This window comes from Streptosporangium sp. NPDC049078, from assembly GCF_040648855.1.
Lineage (GTDB): Bacteria > Actinomycetota > Actinomycetes > Streptosporangiales > Streptosporangiaceae > Streptosporangium.
The window spans coordinates 18,529-34,068 of record NZ_JBEZEL010000012.1; the positions used below are offsets into that span (position 1 = coordinate 18,529).

General features: G+C 69.6%; 13 protein-coding genes and 1 tRNA gene. 9 read left to right on the top strand and 5 right to left on the bottom strand.

Going from position 1 to position 15,540, the window contains the following annotated elements; translation table 11 throughout:
• From AB0B90_RS21260 to AB0B90_RS21275, 4 genes are all read right to left on the bottom strand, one after another.
• Complete coding sequence (locus AB0B90_RS21260; RefSeq protein WP_362924231.1) at window positions 1–879, bottom strand: NUDIX hydrolase; 879 nt, start codon at window positions 877–879, stop codon at window positions 1–3.
• Entirely contained in the window at window positions 872–2,935 is a 2,064-nt protein-coding gene (locus AB0B90_RS21265) for an RNA degradosome polyphosphate kinase (RefSeq protein WP_350950216.1), read from the bottom strand. Before AB0B90_RS21265 ends, AB0B90_RS21260 begins: the two co-directional genes overlap by 8 nt.
• Before the next feature lie 62 nt (window positions 2,936–2,997).
• Entirely contained in the window at window positions 2,998–4,116 is a 1,119-nt protein-coding gene (locus AB0B90_RS21270; RefSeq protein WP_362924233.1) for a TetR family transcriptional regulator, read from the bottom strand.
• A 50-nt stretch (window positions 4,117–4,166) separates the two neighbouring features.
• Window positions 4,167–5,108, bottom strand: coding sequence for a fatty acid desaturase (locus tag AB0B90_RS21275; protein WP_350950218.1), 942 nt, complete (start codon window positions 5,106–5,108; stop codon window positions 4,167–4,169).
• A 401-nt stretch (window positions 5,109–5,509) separates the two neighbouring features.
• Between AB0B90_RS21275 and AB0B90_RS21280 the strand changes: the two genes are divergently transcribed.
• From AB0B90_RS21280 to pth, 5 genes are all read left to right on the top strand, one after another.
• A tRNA-Gln gene (locus tag AB0B90_RS21280) sits at window positions 5,510–5,581 on the top strand.
• Window positions 5,582–5,747: 166 nt separating this feature from the next.
• Window positions 5,748–7,199 (top strand): bifunctional UDP-N-acetylglucosamine diphosphorylase/glucosamine-1-phosphate N-acetyltransferase GlmU, encoded by a 1,452-nt coding sequence (glmU, locus tag AB0B90_RS21285; RefSeq protein ID WP_350950219.1) that lies wholly within the window; start codon window positions 5,748–5,750, stop codon window positions 7,197–7,199.
• 100 nt (window positions 7,200–7,299) lie between these two features.
• The gene (locus tag AB0B90_RS21290; protein WP_350950220.1) at window positions 7,300–8,277 is read left to right on the top strand and encodes a ribose-phosphate diphosphokinase; all 978 of its coding nucleotides are present in this window, start codon (window positions 7,300–7,302) and stop codon (window positions 8,275–8,277) included.
• A gap of 242 nt (window positions 8,278–8,519) precedes the next feature.
• The gene (locus tag AB0B90_RS21295; RefSeq protein WP_350950221.1) at window positions 8,520–9,131 is read left to right on the top strand and encodes a 50S ribosomal protein L25/general stress protein Ctc; all 612 of its coding nucleotides are present in this window, start codon (window positions 8,520–8,522) and stop codon (window positions 9,129–9,131) included.
• Between the two features lie 61 nt (window positions 9,132–9,192).
• Window positions 9,193–9,798 carry an aminoacyl-tRNA hydrolase gene (gene pth / locus AB0B90_RS21300; protein WP_350950222.1) on the top strand — a complete coding sequence of 202 codons (606 nt, stop codon included), beginning with the start codon at window positions 9,193–9,195 and terminating at the stop codon, window positions 9,796–9,798.
• 220 nt (window positions 9,799–10,018) lie between these two features.
• Here pth and AB0B90_RS21305 read toward each other — a convergent pair whose 3' ends face one another.
• Window positions 10,019–10,519, bottom strand: a complete 501-nt coding sequence (locus tag AB0B90_RS21305) for a 3'-5' exoribonuclease (protein ID WP_350950223.1) — start codon at window positions 10,517–10,519, stop codon at window positions 10,019–10,021.
• A 300-nt stretch (window positions 10,520–10,819) separates the two neighbouring features.
• Between AB0B90_RS21305 and AB0B90_RS21310 the strand changes: the two genes are divergently transcribed.
• The 4 genes from AB0B90_RS21310 (at window position 10,820) to cysN (ending at window position 15,422) form a co-directional block, all read left to right on the top strand.
• Window positions 10,820–12,328: a sugar transferase gene (locus AB0B90_RS21310; RefSeq protein ID WP_362924463.1), complete on the top strand. Its 1,509-nt coding sequence runs from the start codon at window positions 10,820–10,822 to the stop codon at window positions 12,326–12,328.
• Window positions 12,328–13,095, top strand: a complete 768-nt coding sequence (locus AB0B90_RS21315; RefSeq protein ID WP_350950224.1) for a 3'(2'),5'-bisphosphate nucleotidase CysQ — start codon at window positions 12,328–12,330, stop codon at window positions 13,093–13,095. The genes AB0B90_RS21310 and AB0B90_RS21315 overlap by 1 nt, the downstream gene beginning before the upstream one ends.
• A gap of 19 nt (window positions 13,096–13,114) precedes the next feature.
• Window positions 13,115–14,029, top strand: coding sequence for a sulfate adenylyltransferase subunit CysD (cysD, locus tag AB0B90_RS21320; RefSeq protein WP_350950225.1), 915 nt, complete (start codon window positions 13,115–13,117; stop codon window positions 14,027–14,029).
• 130 nt (window positions 14,030–14,159) lie between these two features.
• Complete coding sequence (gene cysN, locus AB0B90_RS21325) at window positions 14,160–15,422, top strand: sulfate adenylyltransferase subunit CysN (RefSeq protein ID WP_350950226.1); 1,263 nt, start codon at window positions 14,160–14,162, stop codon at window positions 15,420–15,422.
• The last annotated feature ends 118 nt before the right edge of the window (window positions 15,423–15,540 follow it).

Genomic DNA, 15,540 nt, shown 5'->3' on the forward strand with positions numbered 1-15,540 from the left:
TCAGACGTCGTAGGCGTCCACGGCCACGACGTCGCCGTCCGCGTGGTGCAGCACCATGAACGCGCCCTTGGCCAGCCGCGTGTCGCCCGCCCTTTCGTCGAGCCCGGCGATCAGCTCGGGCAGGACCTTGCCGTGGCTGCAGAGCGCGACGGGCCGGTTCGAGGCCATCGCCTCCGTGGCCAGGCGCAGGGAGGCCCGGCAGTCGTAGCCGTTCTCCGACAGGACGGATTCGAGCCGGATCGGCAGACCGGCCCGCTCGGCGTACGGCTCCAGGGTCTGTACGCACCGCCTGCTGGGTGAGCTGACCAGCTCCGCGGGGCGGAAGGCGCCCAGCACGCTCGCCAGCACCTCGGACTGCCCGCGCCCGCGCCCGTCGAGCGGCCGGTCGTCGTCGTCGCCCTTCCAGTCCTGCCGGTTTCCCGCCAGGGCGTGTCGTACCAGCACGAGCGGGGTGGTCGCGAGCGGCGCTTCGCCGAGCGCGCGCAGCAGCCCGGCGTCCCACTCGTAGGTCAGGCGCCGTGCGGCCTCCTCCACCGGTAGCCAGGCCACGCCGTCGACCTCGTCGGTGTCGGTGCGACGGCCCTCGGAGACCGTCCTGGCCAGCCAGTAGTCGACCCGCTTGGGCCGCCCGCCCTTGAGGTAGTGGCTCGACGGCAGCGACCGGCCGAACTCCACGGTGAGGCCCGTCTCCTCGGCCACCTCCCGCAGCGCGCCGGCGACGGGGTGCTCACCGCGCTTCAGCTTCCCCTTGGGGAACGACCAGTCGTCGTACTTGGGCCGGTGGACGAGCGCGACCTCCGGCGCGTCGGGGGAGCCGCGCCAGATGACCGCCCCGGCCGCGTGGATCATGTCGTCCGGACGGGGGACGCGCTCAGTCATCGATCGCTCTCCACCTGCGGGTGCCGATCAGATAGGTCTGCAGGTCGTCGCCGGGGTGCCGGGTCCAGGTGCCGTCGGAGTTCAGCCACCAGGTCGCGGTGTCGTCGGACATGGCCCGGTCCAGCAGGTCGCTGAGATAGTTGCGCTGCTGCTGGCTGGAGACCTTGACCAGCGTCTCCACCCTGCGCTCGATGTTGCGGCGCATCATGTCACCGCTGCCGATCCAGATCTCCGGGCGCCGGCCGTGGCCGAACTCGTAGATCCGCGAGTGTTCGAGGAACCGGCCGAGCACGCTCCGCACCCTGATGTTCTCCGACAGGTCGGGGACGCCGGGGCGGAGCGTGCAGACCCCGCGCACCCACAGGTCCACCGGTACGCCGGCCTGTGACGCCCGGTAGAGGGCGTCGATGATGGGCTCGTCCACCAGGGAGTTCGTCTTCATCCTGATCCTGGCCGGCCGTCCCGCCTCCTGGTGGGAGATCTCCCGCTCGATCCTGGCCAGCAGCCCGCCGCGCAGCGAGTGCGGGGCGACGAGCAGTCGCCGGTAGGCCGAGTGGTTGGAGTAGCCGGTGAGGTGGATGAACAGGTCCGTGACGTCCTCGCCGACCAGCCGGTCGGCGGTGAGCAGGCCGAGGTCCTCGTACAGCCTGGCGGTCTTGGGGTTGTAGTTTCCGGTGCCGATGTGGCAGTAGCTGCGCAGTTCGCCCGAGGGCTCCTGGCGCACGACCAGGGCGAGCTTGCAGTGGGTCTTCAGGCCCACGACGCCGTAGACCACGTGGCATCCGGCCCGCTCCAGCTTGCGCGCCCAGGTGATGTTGGCGTGCTCGTCGAACCTGGCCTTGATCTCCACGACCACGACGACCTGCTTGCCCGCCTCGGCGGCGTCGATCAGCGCGTCCACGATCGGCGAGTCGCCGCTGGTGCGGTAGAGCGTCTGTTTGATGGCGAGCACGGCCGGGTCGGCCGCGGCCTGCTCGATGAAGCGCTGCACGCTCGTGGAGAACGAGTCGTACGGGTGGTGCAGCAGCACGTCCCGCTCGCGCAGCACCGCGAAGATGTCGTCCTCGACGTGCACGACCTCGGCGGGCACGAACGGGCGGAAGCTCAGCTCGCCCCGGTCCAGGTCGGCGATCGCGTGCAGCCCGGTCAGGTCCAGCGGCCCCGGCAGCCGGTAGATCTCGTGCTCGGCGACCCCCAGCTCGTCCACCAGCAGGTCGAGCACCTCGGGCGTGATGGTGTCCTCGACCTCCAGCCGGACCGGGGGGCCGAAGCGGCGCTTGAGCAGCTCGCGCTCCAGCGCCTGCATGAGGTTCTCCGTGACGTCCTCGTCGACGTCGAGGTCCTCGTTGCGGGTCACCCGGAAGACGTGGTGCTCGACGATCTCCATGCCCTTGAACAGCTGTCCGAGGTGGGCGGCGATCACGTCCTCCAGCGGGACGAAGCGGTCCCTGGAGGCCGTGACGAAGCGGGGGAGCTGGCTGGGCACCTTCACCCTGGCGAAGACCGTGTTGCCCGTCGAGGGGTTGCGGACGGTGACGGCCAGGTTCAGGGACAGACCCGAGATGTACGGAAAAGGATGGGCGGGGTCGACGGCGAGCGGCGTCAGCACCGGCCTGATCCGCTCCCTGAAGAGCTTGCGCATCTCGCTGCGCTCGTCGCGGCCCAGATCGTCCCAGCGCACGATCTCGATGCCCTCGGCGCCCAGCTGCGGGCAGATCCGCTCGTGGAAGCAGGCCGACTGCCGCTGCGCGAGGTCGTTGGCGATGGCCGCGATCCTCGCCAGCTCCTCACGCGGTTTCAGCCCGCTCTTCGTGCGGAGCAGCAGGCCGGTGGCCATCCGTCGTTTCAACCCGGCCACCCGTACGCGGAAGAACTCGTCGAGGTTGCTGGCGAAGATGGCGAGGAACCGCACCCGTTCGAGCAGGGGCAGCGACGGATCCTCCGCCAGCTCCAGAACCCGTTGGTTGAACTGGAGCCAGCTCTCCTCCCGGTTGAGGAAGCGTTCCTGGGGTAGGGAGAGCCCATCGGGGGCCGGGCGAACGAGTTCAGCGGACATATGACCAGAATGCCCGCTTTGGTTGAACGGAACGTTAACTTCGTCTCAACGAGCGCTGTTGCTTACTCACTTGGTTCAAGCTTTTCCCGCCCCGCATCGACGGAGCTTGCGTGCCTGCGGCCCTCGCCTGTGGCCTTGGCCTCCTTGAGCCGCGCCTTCTCCAGATCTCGCAGCTCGCGCTCGCGGGCCTTCTCCTGCTCCCGCAGCAGTCGCTGCTGCTCCCGATACTCCCGCTCGCGCACCTTCTCCAGCTCCCGCTGCTCGCGGAGCCGGATCTTCTCCAGGTCCTTGGCGAGCTTCTCGGCCTCGCGCCGCTCGCGCTCGCGGGCCTTCTCCTGCTCCTTGAGCTCGCGCTCGCGCAGCTTCTCCTGGTTCTTCAGCTCCCGCTCGCGGGCCTTCTCCAGCTCCCGGATCTCCTTCTCCGTCAGGGGCGGCGACTCCTCCGGGGGAGGCTCCGGCTCCTCCGGCTCCTTCGGCTCCGGCCCGGTGGCGCGCGGCCGGGCGCCGGAGGGGTGGGGTTCTGACGGGCGCGGCTGGGGATGGGCGAGCCGGTGCTCCAGGCCGCGCGAGGCCGCGGTCAGCCGGGGGTTGGGGTCCAGGCCGGTCAGACCGTTCCAGGCCAGGTTGACCAGGTGGGCGGCGACCTCCTCGCGCGCCGGTCTGCGCACGTCGAGCCACCACTGGCCGGTCAGCGCCACCATGCCGACCAGCATCTGGGCGTACATGGGAGCCAGTTTGGGGTCGTAGCCCCGCTCGACGAACTCGTCGACCATGACGTCCTCGACCTGGCTGGCGATGTCGTTGATCAGGCTGGCGAACGTGCCGGTCCCCGAGGCGGCGTGCGAGTCACGGACGAGGATGCGGAAACCCTCGCTGTTCTCCTCCACGTAGGCCAGCAGGGCGAGAGCCGCCCTCTCCAGCTTGATCAGCGAGTGCGAGGCGGACAGCGCCTCGGTCACCAGGCTCAGTAACTTCTGCATCTCCCGGTCGATGACGACCGCGTACACGCCCTCCTTGCCGCCGAAGTGCTCGTAGACCACCGGTTTGGAGACGTTCGCGGTCGCCGCGATCTCCTCGACCGATGTGCCGTCGAACCCTTTCTCCGCGAACAGGGTCCTGCTGATCTGAATCAGCTGTTCCCGGCGTTCCTTGCCTGACATGCGCCGTCGGGGTTCGCTCACGTCTCTAATAATGGCGTTCCCCTGCTCCCGGACGGGACCCGAGCCCCGAGTCAGGCGGCGATGCGCTTGGCGGCGAGGCGCTCGGGCGTCGGCCAGCGCACGTCGTAGGCCCATCCGGCCTTCTCGAACCAGCGGATGACACCCGCGCTGAGGTCGATCTGCCCCTTCAGCACGCCGTGCCGGGCGCAGGTCGGGTCGGAGTGGTGCAGGTTGTGCCAGGACTCGCCGAAGGAGGGGATGGCGAGCCACCACACGTTGCGCGACTTGTCGCGCGACTCGAAGGACTCCTCGCCGAAGACGTGGCAGATGGAGTTGATCGACCAGGTGACGTGGTGCAGCAGGCCGATCCTGACCAGCGTGCCCCAGAAGAAGCCGGTCGCCATGCCCCACCACGACCAGGTCAGCAGGCCGCCCAGCAGGGCGGGCATCACCATCGTGGTGATCGCCAGCACGGGGAAGAACTTGTGCAGCTTGATGATGTCCGGGTCCTTGACCAGGTCGGGCGCGTACTTCTCTCGGTTGGCTCTGTCGGCCTCGAAGAGCCAGCCCATGTGTGCCCAGAGCAGGCCCTTGGCCACGGCCACGAAGCCCGTGCCGAAGCGCCACGGCGAGTGCGGGTCGCCCTCCTTGTCGGAGAACTTGTGGTGCTTGCGGTGGGTGGCCACCCAGTCGAGCACCGACATCTCCATGGAGAGGCTGCCGGCGATGCCCAACGCGATCTTCAGCGGGCGCTTGGCCTTGAACGAGCCGTGCGTGAAGTGGCGGTGCAGGCCGACGGTGACGCCCAGTCCGGTGACCACGTAGAAGACGCTCGCGATGATGACGTCGGACCAGCCGAGTCCCCACCCCCAGGCGAACGGGACGGCCACGACCAGCGCGATCAGCGGGGCGCCGACCACCACCCCGAAGGTGATGATCTCGGGCAGGGTCTTCCGCTCGGGGTCGATGTCAGGTTTTGGGCCCTGAGCAGGGCGCTCTTCGATGAGGGTCATGCGCTACCTCGCGGTGGCTCGGAAAAGGCAAGGACTCATGTCCGGCTACGCAACCGTAACCTACGCAATCGTAAGTTAGGAACACCTAAGCGCCTAATGTCAGGAACATGACTCTCTGGGATTCACTCCGTAGCGGGTCCATCACTTGTTCTACCCCCGGCTGACCTGCTAAACGAGGATCCCGCGCGCGCCCGCCCGTGAGGCCGGTGGCGCCCGGGGGATCCGTGTCCCCTGAGGCGTCCGGGATGCCCGGGGGATCGGGCGACCGGGCGCGTGCCCGATTGCGCGGGCCGCGGGGACAGGTCGCGGAAGCGGGTGCGGAAACGGGGCGCGTTCGGCGGTGCGGGCTCTGTATCGTAGGGGTGCCGGGCGTACGGGTTCCGTCCCGATCGCCCGACCGGTCCGGCATTGGGTAATTGGCAGCCCGCAAGGTTTTGGTCCTTGTTGTCCAGGTTCGAGTCCTGGTGCCGGAGCAATCCACTTCTGTCTGTTTTATTCGCTCGGCTGGTCGGCTGAGTGGCTCCCCGAGGGGGAAGGTATCCTCACGGTGTCGAGCAGGTGAGGACGCAGCCCCCCGGGGTAGCCGTCCGTCACCACGCTTCGCCATGTCTCAGTCGCGACGCCGAGGGAGCCTCGTCCGTGAGTGTGCCGCGCCCGGCAGCCGTCATCGTCCTCGCCGCAGGCGAGGGCACCCGGATGAAGTCGAGAACACCGAAGATCCTCCATGAGCTGTGCGGCCGAGCCCTGGTCGACCACGTGCTCGCCGCCGCCAGGGACCTCGAACCCGAGCGGCTCGTCGTCGTCATCGGTCACGAGAGGGAGCGGGTCCAGGCGCACCTGACCGGGACCGATCCCGACGCGCGGACCGTCGTCCAGACCGAGCAGAAGGGCACCGGCCACGCCGTCAGGACCGCACTGGAGGCGACCGGCACCATCGACGGCACCGTCCTGGTGACGTACGGCGACACGCCGCTGCTGCGCGCCGAGACCCTCGCCGCCCTGCTCGAACGGCACGGACAGGACGGCAACGCCGTCACCGTGCTGACGGCCGAGGTCCCCGATCCACGCGGCTACGGCCGGATCGTCCGCGACGCCTCGGGAGCGGTCCTGGAGATCGTCGAGGAGAAGGACGCGAACCCCGCGCAGCGGGCGATCAAGGAGATGAACTCCGGCGTCTACGCCTTCGACGGACTCCTGCTCGCCGACGCGGTCAAGCGGGTGTCCACCTCCAACGCCCAGGGCGAGGAGTACCTCACCGACGTCCTCGCGATCCTGCGGGAGGACGGCCACCGGGTCGGCGCGCACATCGCGGCCGACTACGTGGAGGTGGAGGGCGTCAACGACCGCGTACAGCTGGCGTTCGCCCGCAGGGTGCTCAACGCGCGCCTGCTGGAGGCCCACATGCGGGCAGGGGTGACCGTGATCGACCCGGCCACCACATGGGTCGACGCCGACGTCATCCTCGAGGCGGACGTGGTGATCCACCCCGGGACCCAGCTGCACGGCTGCACGACGGTCGCCGAGGGCGCGGAGATCGGCCCCGCCAGCACCCTGACCGACACGATCGTCGGAGAGGGCGCGCTGGTGCGCAACGCCGTCTGCGTCGACGCCGTGATCGGCCCCGAGGCCCTGGTCGGGCCGTACGCCTACCTGCGCCCCGGCACGGTCCTGGCGCGCAAGGCGAAGGCGGGGACGTACGTTGAGATGAAGAACGCGCAGGTCGGTGAGGGGGCCAAGGTGCCACACCTGAGCTACGTGGGCGACGCCACGATCGGTGCGGGCGCCAACATCGGCGCTTCGGCGATCTTCGTCAACTACGACGGGGTCAACAAGCACCACACGACGGTGGGAGAGAACGCCTTCGTCGGGTGCGACACCATGCTCGTCGCGCCGGTCACGATCGGCGACGGCGCGTACACGGCCGCGGGATCGGTCATCGACGGAGACGTCCCCCCGGGAGCGATCGGGGTGGCACGTGCGCGCCAGCGCAACATCGAAGGGTGGGTCGCGCGCAGGCGCGCGGGCACCAGATCGGCCGAGGCGGCGCTACGGGCCGCCGAGGCCGGGGAACAGCAGGGGAGCCAGACGTGAGTGAGCGAAGCGAGCGGCCCGGCGAGCGGCCCGATGGGCGGTCCGGCGGGCGCGGCGGCGTCGCGCGGGTATCGGCGGGCTCTCAGGCGAGGGGGACGGCATGAGCGGCATCAAGAAGACCGGTGAGAAGAACCTGATGTTCTTCTCCGGACGGGCGCACCCGGAGCTGGCGGACGCGGTGGCGAGCCACCTCGGGGTCGACGCGGCGCCGACCACGCTGCGCGACTTCGCCAACGGGGAGATCTACGCCCGTTACCAGGAGTCGGTCCGCGGCTGCGACGCGTTCGTCATGCAGAGCCACACCTGGCCGATCAACCAGTGGATCATGGAACAGCTGATCATGGTGGACGCGCTCAAGCGCGCCTCCGCCAAGCGGATCACCGTGATCATGCCGTTCTACGGCTACGCCCGCCAGGACAAGAAGGGCCGGGGCCGCGAGCCCATCACCGCCCGCCTCATGGCCGACATGTTCAAGACGGCCGGTGCCGACCGGCTGATGTCGATCGACCTGCACACCTCCCAGATCCAGGGCTTCTTCGACGGCCCGGTGGACCACCTGTTCGCGATGCCCGTCCTGGTCAACTACCTCAAGGACAAGCTCGACCTCGCCAGCACCACGGTCGTCTCGCCCGACACCGGCCGGGTACGGCTCTCGGAGCGCTGGGCCGACACGCTGGGCACCCCGCTCGCCTTCATCCACAAGCGCCGCGACCTCGACGTGGCCAACCAGGTGAAGGTGAACGAGGTCGTCGGCCGGGTGAGGGGCCGGACCTGTGTGCTGATCGACGACATGATCGACACCGCGGGGACGATCTGCAAGGCGGCCGACGCGCTGTACGAGCAGGGCGCGACCAACGTGGTCGTGGCCGCCACCCACGCGGTGTTCTCCGACCCCGCGGTCGACCGGCTGAAGAACTCCGGGATCTCCGAGGTCATCGTCACCGACACGGTGCCGCTGCCCGAGGAGAAGAGGTTCGACAAGCTCACCGTGCTGTCGATCGCCCCCCTGATCGCCCGCGCCATCAACGAGGTCTTCAGCGACGGCTCGGTGACGAGCCTCTTCGAGGGCGACAGCTGACACCCCGTCCCGTCCCCGGGAAACCGTCGTGCACGCGTTCCCGGGGACGGCCCTCCTTCCCGTTCCCGGAGCGCGGTGAAGCCCCTTCCTGAGCTGTCCGAGGGCGTTCGGGACCGCGACGCGTTCGGCGTCACCGTTGACACGGTAGGGTTGTGGGATTGCGTGCGCTCGTAACGCCTTCCGCTAGGGCGGGTGAGGGGGAGCGCACCTTTCCGATTCCCGAGATCCCTAGGAGATCAGCCATGTCCGAAGTGGTCATCACCACCGAACTCCGTGACAAGTTCGGCAAGGGCGCCGCCCGCAAGATCCGTCGCGAGGACAAGGTCCCCGTCGTCCTCTACGGGCACGGCACCGAGCCCCAGCACCTGTCCCTGCCGGGTCACGAGCTGCTGCTCGCCCTGCGTACGCCGAACGTGCTGATCCGCCTTGAGGGCGCCGTGACCGAGCTGGCCCTGCCCAAGGGCGTCCAGCGCGACCCGATCAAGGGCTTCCTGGAGCACGTCGACCTCATCCTCGTCCGTCGCGGCGAGAAGGTCACCGTCGACATCCCCGTCACCGTGGTGGGCGACGTCGCCGACGGCATCCTCGACCAGCAGCTCGTCTCCGTCTCCGTCGAGACCGAGGCCACCCACATCCCCGAGGGCGTCGAGGTCGACGTCGAGGGCCTGGAGGTCGGCACCCAGATCACCGCCGCCGACCTGAAGCTGCCCAAGGGCACGACCCTCGCCGCCGACCCCGAGGCGCTCGTCCTCATCGTCGCCGCGACCCCGGTCGCCGAGCCGGAGGGCGAGGCCGCCGAGACGGCCGAGGCCGCTCCGGCCGCCGGGGGCGAGAGCTCCGAGAGCGCCGAGTAGTTTTCTCTGCTAGATCTGTCAGGGCGGCCCGGGACCGGGCCGCCCTGACGCGTGTGAAGGGATGCCGATCGTGGACCGCTGGTTGGTCGTGGGCCTGGGAAACCCCGGGCCGGAGTACGCCGGGAACCGGCACAACGCGGGGTTCATGGTCCTGGACGAGCTCGCCGCGCGAGCCGGAGGACGGTTCAAGGCGCACAGGTCGCGGGCGGAGGTCCTGGAGGGCCGCCTGGCGGGTGTCCCCGCCGTGCTGGCCAAGCCGCTGTCCTTCATGAACCTCTCCGGCGGGCCGGTCAAGGCCCTGGCCGACTTCTACAAGGTCGACCCGGCCAGGGTGGTCGTGGTCCACGACGAGCTGGACATTCCCTACGGCGCGTTGAGGGCGAAGCTGGGCGGCGGCGACAACGGCCACAACGGTCTGAAGTCGATCACCAAGTCGCTCGCGACCAAGGACTACCTGCGGGTGAGGTTCGGCATCGGCCGCCCGCCGGGCCGGATGGACGCCGCGGCCTACGTCCTGCGCGACTTCGCCACCGCCGAACGCAAGGATCTCGCCTTCCTCGTCGACCGCGCCTCCGACGTGGTGGAGTCGCTGATCAAGGTCGGCCTGGAGCCGACCCAGAACGCCTTCCACGCCGGCGACCTGAACATCTCCGGCCCGCCCAGATAGCCGGCTCAGCCGGTCGGCCTCAGGAGGTCGGCCTCAGGAGGTCGGCCCGCCCGCCTGCCCGTCCGGACGGACGAGCCCCCGGACGGCCGGGGCCCCGGACGGCCGGGGCCCCAGACGCTCGGAGCGCTCGGACGGCCGGCCCGCCCGGGGAGCCGGTCCCTCCGGACATTCGGCCCGCCGGGAAGCGAGGGTGTTCGTGCCGTGCTCCCCGTGGCCGATGTCAGCGGCGGTCGAACGCCATCAGATTCTGCAGCAGCTCGGCCTGCTCGATCGCGTCGTCAAGCGCGTTGTGGGTGTGCGGACGCCGGGACCGCAGGTGCTCGGGCATCTGCCGCTTGGTCGCCCAGCCGATCGGTACGCCCGCCTTGGCCGCGTACAGCGTCTTGAGGTCGATGCACCGCGAGTGCCCGAACGGCGAGGCGCCGGTGAAGCGCATGAAATACCAGTAAATCCACATCCAGTCGTAGGAGAGCGGATAGGCCGCCAGCACCGGCGAGCTGTTACCGCACACCTCGCGGATCCACGCGGCGGCCTCCCGCATCGCCTCGGCCGGGTCGCGGCCCTCGCGGATCAGCGTCTCCCGGTCGAGCCCGCTCACGGCGAGCGCCTCGGGCACGTGGTCGTCGCTGATCGGCCGCAACTCCGCGTAGAGCGTGAGGGTCTGTGGATCCACCGGCTCGAAGACCTTTCCGGTCATCCGCCCGGCCACGGCCATACCCATGCTGATCATTGAATAAGGCCCCGGAATGGGGCCATCGGCCTCGACATCCACAGAGATGTATGTTTCGGTCTTCAACCTTCTGGTCTCTCCCGCCACCGCTAGCATTCCATGACTGTCTGTCCGTGAACGGTTACGCAGGGGGAGCGCGTGCGCGACGTGACCGCATTCCAGGCCGCACAACAGAGCGGGTCGGGAGCCGTCCAGGCCACGTGGGAAGCCGATGGGAAGGCCGTGCCGGTCGTGCGGGAAGGCGAGGCGAAAGCCGTCCCGCACACACGCGAAGCCGGAGCCGCCCCGCACATGCGGGAAGCCGGGGTCGTGCGGGAAAGCGGGTCCGGGGCCGTGCGGGAGGCAGGGGCCGTTCCGGTCGCGCGGCGGCGCACGCCGGGCTGGGTGCGGAAGCACCGCGCGACGGCCGTCGCCGCCGACACCGTCTGCGCCGCCCTGGCCGGAGCCCTCGCGCTGTTCGTTCGATTCGGCGAGGTTACCGCCTACGTCTTCCCGTACGTCGTGCTGAGCGCCGCCCTGCCCGTCGTCTGGGTCTGCGTGGTCGCGCTGAACCGCGCCTACGAGCCCCGGCTCATCGGCCTGGGTTCCGAGGAGTTCCAGCGGATCCTGCAGTGCGGCTTCATGCTCACCGCCGCCCTCGCCGTCTGCGCCTACCTCTCCAAGATCGAAGTGGCCCGGGGTTACGTGGTGCTGGCGCTCCCGCTGACGACACTGCTCACCCTTCTCGCCAGGTACGCCCTGCGCCGTTCCCTGCACCGCAGGCGGGCGCGGGGCGGGTGCATGCGGCGGGTCGTGGCGGTGGGGCACCGGGCGGCGATCACCGAGTTGGTCGGCAGGTTCCGCCGGGAGCGCTACCACGGCATGGAGGTCGTGGCGGCGTGCATCCCGCGCGGCGGGATGCGCGATGGGGAGAGCGTGCCGGTCGTCTCGCGCGGCGGGATGGGCGACGTGGCGGGCGTGCCCGTCCTGGGCGACCTCTCCGAGGTCGCGTTCGCGGTCGGGCGGGTCTCGGCCGACACCGTGGCCGTGCTCGCCTGCCCGGAGATGGACGGGGTGGCGCTGCGGCGGCTGGCCTGGCGGCTGGAGAAGACCCACACGGACCTGATCGTCGCCCCCGCCCTGATGGAGGTGGCCGGGCCGCGGATCACCATTCGCCCGGCGGCGGGACTGCCGCTGCTGCACGTGGACCACCCCGAGATCTCCGGCCTGCGCCAGGTGCTCAAGAACCTGTTCGACCGGGTGGGGGCCGGGCTGCTGCTGACGGCGCTGCTGCCCCTGCTGGCGGGGGTGGCGGTGGCCGTACGGGCCTCGGGGCCGGGACCGGTGTTCTTCCGGCAGACGAGGGTGGGGCGCGACGGCGCCGAGTTCACGATCTACAAGTTCCGGACGATGCGCGCCGACGCCGAGCACCGGAAGATCGCCCTGTCCAGCGACGGTCCCGGCCTGCTCTTCAAGATCCGTAATGATCCGAGGGTGACGCCGCTGGGCGCCCGGCTGCGCCGCCACTCACTGGACGAACTGCCGCAATTGATTAACGTGGTTCTGGGGCATATGTCGCTGGTCGGCCCCCGGCCGCCACTACCCGAGGAGGTCGCGAGGTACGGTGACGACGTCCGCCGTCGATTACTGGTCAAGCCAGGCATGACCGGCCTCTGGCAGGTGAGTGGCCGCTCTGACCTCTCCTGGGAGGAATCCGTACGATTGGACCTGCGTTACGTGGAGAGCTGGTCCCTCATGCTGGACCTGCAGATCCTGTGGAAGACTTGGTCGGCTGTCGCGCGAGGAGCTGGAGCATACTGATGACCGTTCGCGACGATCACGAGCTCGCCGCCGAACTGGCGACGACGGCCGGTGAGAAGCTGGCGGCGCTGCGCGCGGAGCGCGGCTTCGGCGACCCGTCCGAGCTTCGCAAGGAGGGAGACGCCTCCTCCCACGTGTTTCTCATGGAGGCCCTGTCCCGGTTTCGTCCGGGTGACAGTGTGCTGTCCGAGGAGGCGACCAGCGAGGAGCGTCTCGACTCGCGCAGGCTGCGCGCCGAGCGGGTCTGGATCATCGACCCGCTGGACGGCACCCGCGAGTTCGCCGAGGAGGGCCGCTCCGACTGGGCGGTCCACGTGGCACTCTGGGAGCGCGGCACGCTGACCGCCGGAGCCGTCGCACTGCCCGCCCAGGGCCGTACGCTCTCCACCCTCGAACCCCCCGTGCCGCCCGCCCCCGAGGCGGGCGCGAGGCCCAGGATCGCGGTCAGCAGGACCCGCCCGCCGGAGTTCGTGCAGAACCTGGCCCGTCTCGCCGGCGCCGACCTGGTGCCGATCGGTTCGGCGGGCGCCAAGATCTCCGCCGTGCTCACCGGCGAGGTCGAGGCCTACGTGCACGCCGGCGGCCAGTACGAGTGGGACTCCGCCGCGCCCGTCGCGGTGGCCCTCGCCTCAGGGGTCCACGCGAGCCGTATCGACGGCTCGCCGCTGGTCTACAACCAGCCCGACCCCTCACTGCCGGATATTCTTGTTTCCCTACCGGGACTGGCGCCAACGTTGCTCGCTGGAATCCGGGATCTGCACCGCTAATCCCCGCTAGGAGAGTCTGATGCTTCAGCGCGACTACACCACGTCGCAGCTCGATGTCCTCGAGGCAGAGGCTATTCACATCATGCGTGAGGTCGCGGCGGAGTTCGAGCGTCCCTGTCTGCTCTTCTCCGGGGGCAAGGACTCCATCGTCATGCTCCGCATCGCGGAGAAGGCGTTCTGGCCGGCGCCGATTCCCTTCCCCCTGATGCACGTCGACACCGGGCACAACTTCACCGAGGTCATCGAGTTCCGTGACCGCCGAGCCGCCGAGCTGGGCGCCCGCCTCGTCGTCGCGAGCGTCCAGGACTCCATCGACGCCGGACGCGTCGTCGAGGAGACCGGTCGCAGGGCCTCGCGCAACCGGCTCCAGACCACGACGCTGCTGGACGCGATCGAGGAGAACGAGTACGACGCGGTGTTCGGCGGCGCCCGCCGCGACGAGGAGAAGGCCCGCGCCAAGGAGCGCGTGTTCTCCTTCCGCGACGACTTCGGCCAGTGGGACCCCAAGAACCAGCGTCCCGAGCTGTGGAACCTCTACAACGCGAGGATCCGCAAGGGCGAGCACATCCGGGTGTTCCCGCTGTCCAACTGGACCGAGCTCGACATCTGGGACTACATCCGGCGCGAGGGGATCGAGATTCCGTCGATCTACTTCGCCCACACCCGCAAGGTGTTCGAGCGCGACGGCATGCTGCTCGCCGACAGTGAGTTCATCACCCGTGACGAGGACGAGTCGCTCCTGGAGATGACGGTCCGCTACCGGACGGTCGGTGACGTGACCTGCACCGGCGCCGTCCAGTCGGGTGCCGCGACGGTCGAGGAGATCATCGAGGAGATCGCGGTGACCCGGATCACCGAGCGCGGCGCCACCCGCGCCGACGACCGGGCCTCCGAGGCGTCCATGGAGGACCGCAAGAAGGAGGGCTACTTCTAGTGAGAGTCCGAATCTTCGACGCCCCGTGCGCCCCGTGCGACCTGGCCCACCCGGTCCCCCCGGCGCACCGCGAGTCCCTTCCCGCGCGGTCCGGCCGCGCACGCCGTACGACCTCTGGAGAGCAGCGCTAATGGACATTCTTCGCTTCGCCACGGCGGGAAGTGTCGACGACGGAAAGTCGACCCTCATCGGGCGGCTGCTCTTCGACTCCAAGGCGATCTTCGAGGACCAGCTGGAGGCCGTCGAGCGCACCTCCCGCGACCGCGGCACCGAGTACACCGACCTGTCGCTCCTCACCGACGGCCTGCGGGCCGAGCGGGAGCAGGGCATCACGATCGACGTCGCCTACCGCTACTTCGCCACTCCCAGGCGCAAGTTCATCATCGCCGACACCCCCGGGCACATCCAGTACACCCGGAACATGGTCACCGGCGCGTCCACCGCGGACCTGGCGATCGTCCTGATCGACGCACGCAAGGGCGTGCTCGAACAGTCGCGGCGGCACGCCTTCCTCACCACCCTGCTGCGGGTGCCGCACCTCGTCCTCGCCGTCAACAAGATGGACCTGGTCGACTACTCCCAGGAGCGGTTCGAGGAGATCCGTGAGGAGTTCACCGCGTTCGCCTCCAAGCTGAACGCGCCGGACCTCACGTTCATCCCGATCTCGGCGCTGCACGGCGACAACGTGGTGTCCCGTTCGGAGAACACGCCCTGGTACAACGGGTCCTCCCTGCTCCACCACCTGGAGCACGTGCACATCGCCTCCGACCGCAACCTGGTCGACGTGCGCTTCCCCGTGCAGTACGTCATCCGCCCGCAGCGGGCCACCGACCCCTCACTCCACGACTACCGCGGCTACGCGGGCCAGGTCGCCGGAGGGGTGCTGAAGCCGGGCGACGAGGTCATGCACCTGCCCTCGGGACTGGCCACGCGCATCGCGTCGATCGACACCTTCGACGGGCCGCTCGACGAGGCGTTCCCCCCGATGTCGGTCACCCTGCGGCTGGAGGACGACATCGACATCTCGCGCGGCGACATGATCTGCCGTCCGAACAACCAGCCGCACGTCTCCCAGGAGCTGGAGGCGATGATCTGCTGGATGGCCGACACCGCCAAGCTCGCCCCGCGCGCCAAGCTGACCATCAAGCACACCACCCGCACGGCCCGTGCCCTGGTCAAGGACCTGCACTACCGGCTGGACGTCAACACCCTGCACCGGGACGAGACGGCACAGTCGCTCGGCCTCAACGAGATCGGCCGGGTCTCGCTTCGCGTCACCCGCCCGCTGTTCGTGGACGACTACGCCCGCAACCGCCTCACCGGCGGTTTCATCCTGGTGGACGAGTCCACCAACAACACCGTCGGCGCCGGGATGATCGTCGACGCCAAGTAGGCGCACCCCGCCGCCCGTGGCCCGCGCCACGGCCCCCTCCCGTACGCGAAGGGAGGGGGCCGTGGCGCGGGGCCGCGGGCGGTTCGTCGTTCCGGGGGCCGGCCGTGGGTCCGCCCGG

Coding starts and splice junctions, on each gene's coding strand:
- AB0B90_RS21260 (WP_362924231.1), bottom strand. CDS start 879: ATGACTGAGCGCGTCCCCCGTCCGGACGACATGATCCACGCGGCCGGG.
- AB0B90_RS21265 (WP_350950216.1), bottom strand. CDS start 2,935: ATGTCCGCTGAACTCGTTCGCCCGGCCCCCGATGGGCTCTCCCTACCC.
- AB0B90_RS21275 (WP_350950218.1), bottom strand. CDS start 5,108: ATGACCCTCATCGAAGAGCGCCCTGCTCAGGGCCCAAAACCTGACATC.
- AB0B90_RS21290 (WP_350950220.1), top strand. CDS start 7,300: ATGAGCGGCATCAAGAAGACCGGTGAGAAGAACCTGATGTTCTTCTCC.
- AB0B90_RS21295 (WP_350950221.1), top strand. CDS start 8,520: ATGTCCGAAGTGGTCATCACCACCGAACTCCGTGACAAGTTCGGCAAG.
- pth (WP_350950222.1), top strand. CDS start 9,193: ATGCCGATCGTGGACCGCTGGTTGGTCGTGGGCCTGGGAAACCCCGGG.
- AB0B90_RS21305 (WP_350950223.1), bottom strand. CDS start 10,519: ATGGGTATGGCCGTGGCCGGGCGGATGACCGGAAAGGTCTTCGAGCCG.
- AB0B90_RS21310 (WP_362924463.1), top strand. CDS start 10,820: ATGCGGGAAGCCGGGGTCGTGCGGGAAAGCGGGTCCGGGGCCGTGCGG.
- AB0B90_RS21315 (WP_350950224.1), top strand. CDS start 12,328: ATGACCGTTCGCGACGATCACGAGCTCGCCGCCGAACTGGCGACGACG.
- cysD (WP_350950225.1), top strand. CDS start 13,115: ATGCTTCAGCGCGACTACACCACGTCGCAGCTCGATGTCCTCGAGGCA.
- cysN (WP_350950226.1), top strand. CDS start 14,160: ATGGACATTCTTCGCTTCGCCACGGCGGGAAGTGTCGACGACGGAAAG.